Here is a 611-nt window from a genome sequence, read left to right as displayed (position 1 = left end):
TAGCCCAGACCGCGGGCGTCGGAGTCGGGACTCTCTACCGTCATTTCCCCGAGCGTCCGGACTTGATCCTGGGCATCGTGGATGAGATCGCCCAGCAAGTCGAGGCCCTGGCGACCAAGGCTCTGGCTGATTGGGAGGCCGGCCCCCAGGGTGCGTGGGCGGAGTTCGTCCGGGGGTGTGGTGCGCTGCGGACGGGTGCGATTGCCACGGGCTCAAATGCCCCGACTGCCCTGGCGGAAAAGGACTTGGGCCCGTTCATGGAGCGCCGCGATCGGCTGATGCAGGTGCTGACCCCGGTCCTGGATCGCGCCCGGTCCCACGGGCTGATCGAACCCACGTTGACGCCGCAGCGGTTCTTCATTGGCCTGGGGGCCATCACCCGCCCACTGCCGGAGCCTGCCTCCAGGGTGTTCCCCCACGAGGAGATGGACGCGTGGCTGGTCGAGATCTACCTCAGGGGCCTCCGGCCCGATGACTCCCAGGACCACAAGCAGTAGCCCCGTACCGTCCGGAAGGTGCTGCTGCGCAAAGCATCAGCCCAGGATGGCTGCCGCGACCCGGTCGGCGTCGGCCAAGGTCCGCGAGCCCAGCGCGGCGGGGGCTCCCGCCTC

1 protein-coding gene is annotated in these 611 nt (G+C 69.2%); it reads left to right on the top strand.

All coding sequences use genetic code 11. The annotated features are described in order from the left end of the window. A partial coding sequence (locus GTW58_RS13540; RefSeq protein WP_168023606.1) for a TetR/AcrR family transcriptional regulator occupies window positions 1-497 on the top strand: 497 nt, incomplete at its 5' end. Window positions 498-611 lie beyond the last annotated feature (114 nt).

Source organism: Kocuria subflava (assembly GCF_012163155.1).
Classification (GTDB): Bacteria; Actinomycetota; Actinomycetes; order Actinomycetales; family Micrococcaceae; genus Kocuria; species Kocuria subflava.
The sequence above is the reverse complement of the archived record's forward strand: the minus strand, read 5'-3'. Positions and strand labels throughout refer to the sequence as shown.